Origin of the sequence: Streptomyces sp. NPDC057654, from assembly GCF_042800135.1 — a bacterium.
GTDB lineage: Bacteria > Actinomycetota > Actinomycetes > Streptomycetales > Streptomycetaceae > Streptomyces.
Genome location: NZ_JBHVHQ010000871.1, coordinates 1 through 3,578, shown reverse-complemented (window position 1 = coordinate 3,578; position 3,578 = coordinate 1). Strand labels below are relative to the sequence as shown.

Genomic DNA, 3,578 nt, shown 5'->3' with positions numbered 1-3,578 from the left:
GCACCGGACGGTGGTCCATTCCCCGGACCGCGCGGCCGAGTTGGCGGGGATCTTCGGGGACGGCGGTCGGGGGGCGCGTACGGGGGCGCGTACCCCCTGCGAGCGCCCGACGGTGACCGTGCTGCGGCCCGACGATCCCACCACCCGTCCGGACGACGGCCACGAGGCCGTCACGCTGACGGCGGCGGTCGCTCCGCACGGCGGTGCGGTGGACTGGCGGGACGCCGACGCCGTCGGGAGATACGCCGACCGGATCGCGGCGGTCGCCGAGGCGGCGGTTCCGGGGCTGCGGGAGCGGGCGCTGTGGCGCGAGGTCCGTACGCCCGCGGACACCGCCGCCGAGACGGGGGCGGCGGACGGCGCGGTCCCCGGGCCCGTACTGGCCGGTGCGGACGGCGAGTTCCTGCGGCCCGGCAACGCGACGCGGCTGCCGGGGCTGTACCTCGCGGGCGGCTGGTCCCATCCGGGCGGCGGGCTCGCGCACGCGGGCATGTCGGGCGCGCTGGTGGCCGGACTGATCGTGGACGGGGCCGACTGGCGCGGCTCCCAGTAGCGGGAGGGGCTCGCTCGACGCCCTTGCCGCTCACGCGTCATGCGGGCGCGGTCCTGCCGGTCAGTAGCGGTACCGCTCGTCGTAGCCGGTGCCGGGGTTCGGCTGCTGCTGCTCGTACGGGTAGGGCGCGGGCTGCTGCTGGTCCGGGTGCTGGGGGTCGAGGCCGCGCTGATGGGGCACCCAGACGCCGCCGGGCGGGGTGTCGGTGTCGTACTGCTGCTGCGGCACGGGGTAGCCGTCGGGCCCGTACGCCTGGGGTGCGTAGCCGCCGGGGTACGCGTCCTGCTGCTGTCCGTAGGGCGCGTACTGGTCGTAGGACGGCTGCTGGGCCGAGCCGATGTACGGGTCGGAGTACGCGGCGTACTGCTGCCGGCCGTAGTCGAACTGCCCGGCGGCGTAAGGGTCCTGAGCCGCTCCGCCGTCCTGGGGGGCGTAACCGGCGTACGCGTCGTACGTCCCGTAGCCCGCGGCGGCGGGGTCCGTCGCGTAGCCGTTCTGGTCGTAGCCGCTGTACTGGCCCGCCGCCTCCGGCGCGGGCTCGGACCCAGGCGCCGGCTCCGCCGGAAAGGCTTCCTCGGCCTGGGCGATCGGCGGCATCTGCGCGGTCTGCTCCGCCGGCGGAGCCTCGGCGCCGACGCCACCGGCACGCTTGCCGACAGCGGTCGCGGCGTCACCCGCGCCCGCGCCCCCTTCGGCCGACCCCCCTTCGGCCGACCCCTCTTCGACATCGCTGACCTGGAGCTTGGGCTCGGAGGCGGGCGGAGCCGACCGGGAGGACTTGCGGCGCCGCCGGGCGGTCGGCTTGCCGCCGATCGCCCATCCCGCGGAGAAGCCGCGGCGGAAGGAGAGCGTCACATAGGTCTGCCCGACCGCGAAGGCGATGGCGCCCACCGCGATCACCGGCACGGACGGCATGATCACTCCGACGACCACGCCGAGGAAGCCGAAGAAGGCGAGCAGCCGCCACCGCAGCCGCGCCTTGTGCTGTAGCAGTACCTCGCTCAGCAGCCAGAGAGCAACGGCGCCGAACGCGATGTAGAGGACCGCCCAGCCCATATACGCCCCTCTCGTTCGGCCGCCGCTCGCCGGACAGGCCGTCAGGACCGCTGGTGCAGTCCCAGATTCTCGTAGATTTCCAGCGTCGCCGTGGAGTGGTTCAGGGTAATGAAGTGGAGTCCGGGGATGTCCTCAGCCATCAGCCGGGCGCACAGCTCCGTGGCGTACTCGATACCGATTGAGCGTACAGCGGCCGGATCGTCCTTCGCCGCGAGGATCCGGTCCGCCAGCTCCGTCGGGAACGCGGCATTGCTGAGCTGCGCGAACCGCTCGATCTGCCGGACGTTCGTGACGGGCATGATCTCCGGAATGATCGGTGTCGCACAACTCGCCGCCGCGACGCGGTCCCGCAGCCGGAGGTAGTCCTCGGCGTTGAAGAACATCTGTGTGATGGCGAAGTCCGCACCGGCGCGGCACTTGTCCACGAAGTGCCGGATGTCGGTGTCCCAGTCGGTGGAACGCGGGTGCATCTCGGGGTAGGCCGCGACGCCCACGCAGAAGTCGCCGGACTCCTTGATGAGCCGCACCAGTTCGGCGGCGTAGGTGACGCCCTCGGGGTGCGCGATCCAGTCGCCGAGCGGGTCGCCGGGCGGGTCGCCGCGCAGGGCGAGCATGTTGCGGATGCCCGCGTCCGCGTACTGCCCGATGACGTTGCGCAGTTCCGTCAGCGAGTGGTTGACGGCGGTGAGGTGGGCGACGGGGGTGAGAGTGGTGTCGGTGGCGATGCGCTCGGTGGCCCGTACCGTCCCCTCACGGGACGAACCGCCCGCGCCGTAGGTCACGGAGACGAACGTCGGCGCGACCGCCTCGACCCGGCGGATGGCGTTCCACAGCGTCCGCTCGCCCTTCTCGGTCTTCGGGGCCATGAACTCGAATGAGTAGGACCGCTCACCGGAGGCGAGCAGGTCACGCACCGTGCGGGCGCGGTCTGTCCTGGTGGAAGGTGTGCCAAGGGCCATACGGGCAGGTTAACCGGGGTCCACCGGGCCCCCAACCCCGTCTCGCGTTATGACCGTTTCGGCGAGCTTTCGCCGCGCCTCCGCCGAGCTTCCGCCACGATCATGTCCACCCCTTGGACACGCGCCGGACGTCCGAGAGCCTTCCGAGGACTTCCGGAGACTTCCGAAACGGCCGCGGACGCCCGCACGTCATCACGCTCCGTACGCGCGGACGCGCTCGGCGAGACGCGCCGCGGCGGCCCCCGGATCGTCGGCCTCCGTGATGGCGCGCACCACGACGACCCGCCGGGCGCCCGCCTCCAGCACCTCGTCCAGGTTCGATGCGTCGATGCCGCCGATCGCGAACCAGGGCCGTACGGGCGCCAGCTCGGCGGTGTAGCGCACCAGGCCGAGCCCCGGCGCGTGCCGGCCCGGCTTGGTCGGGGTGGGCCAGCAGGGGCCGGTGCAGAAGTAGTCCACGCCCGGCTCGACGGCCGCGGCGGCGGCCTCGGACTCGGCGTGGGTGGAGCGGCCGATCAGCGCGTCCGCGCCGAGGATCGCCCGCGCGGCCGGCACCGGCAGGTCGCCCTGGCCCAGGTGCAGCACGTCGGAGCCGGTGGCGTGCGCGACGTCCGCCCGGTCGTTGACGGCGACGAGCTTGCCGTGGCGGCGGGCGGCGGCGGCGAAGACCGCGAGGTGCTCCAGCTCCTCCCCCGCTTCCATGCCCTTGTCCCGCAGCTGGACGATGTCGACGCCCGAGGAGAGCACCGCGTCGAGGAATTCGGGCAGGTCGCCCTGGCGCTTGCGCGCGTCGGTGCACAGATAGAGCCGGGCGGCGGCGAGCCGCTCGCGCGCGGTCCCCGGAGCGTCGCGGGCCGCCGGAACCTCGCCGGTCGCCCCGGCCCCGGCAGGCGCTGGGGCGGCTGAGACCTCTGCGCCTTCCGGGGTTCCTGCGACGTCGGTGGTGTCTGTGGCACCTGTGGCGGCCATGCGGCGGTTTCCCCCCGGTTCGGCGGTGTACGGGCCGGGGC

Annotated in this window: 4 protein-coding genes; 1 reads left to right on the top strand and 3 read right to left on the bottom strand. The window is 73.5% G+C overall.

The genetic code is table 11. The features are described 5' to 3' along the window. The coding region (locus ACFU99_RS37490) for a phytoene desaturase family protein (protein ID WP_384401298.1) at nt 1-553 on the top strand (553 nt) is incomplete at its 5' end. A 60-nt stretch (nt 554-613) separates the two neighbouring features. Here ACFU99_RS37490 and ACFU99_RS37485 read toward each other — a convergent pair. The 3 genes from ACFU99_RS37485 to thiE all read right to left on the bottom strand — a co-directional run bounded on the left by ACFU99_RS37485 (nt 614) and on the right by thiE (nt 3,369). After that, nucleotides 614-1,609, bottom strand: a complete 996-nt coding sequence (locus ACFU99_RS37485; protein ID WP_384401295.1) for a hypothetical protein — start codon at nt 1,607-1,609, stop codon at nt 614-616. A gap of 41 nt (nt 1,610-1,650) precedes the next feature. Further along, nucleotides 1,651-2,568 (bottom strand): methylenetetrahydrofolate reductase [NAD(P)H], encoded by a 918-nt coding sequence (gene metF, locus ACFU99_RS37480; RefSeq protein ID WP_384401292.1) that lies wholly within the window; start codon nt 2,566-2,568, stop codon nt 1,651-1,653. A gap of 192 nt (nt 2,569-2,760) precedes the next feature. Further along, a complete protein-coding gene (thiE, locus tag ACFU99_RS37475; protein WP_384401301.1) occupies nt 2,761-3,369 on the bottom strand; it encodes a thiamine phosphate synthase in 609 nt (202 codons plus the stop codon). Nucleotides 3,370-3,578: the final 209 nt, after the last annotated feature.

What these genes read in the sequence shown, in the direction of transcription:
- ACFU99_RS37485 (WP_384401295.1), bottom strand. Translation starts at nt 1,609, where the DNA reads ATGGGCTGGGCGGTCCTCTACATCGCGTTCGGCGCCGTTGCTCTCTGG.
- metF (WP_384401292.1), bottom strand. Translation starts at nt 2,568, where the DNA reads ATGGCCCTTGGCACACCTTCCACCAGGACAGACCGCGCCCGCACGGTG.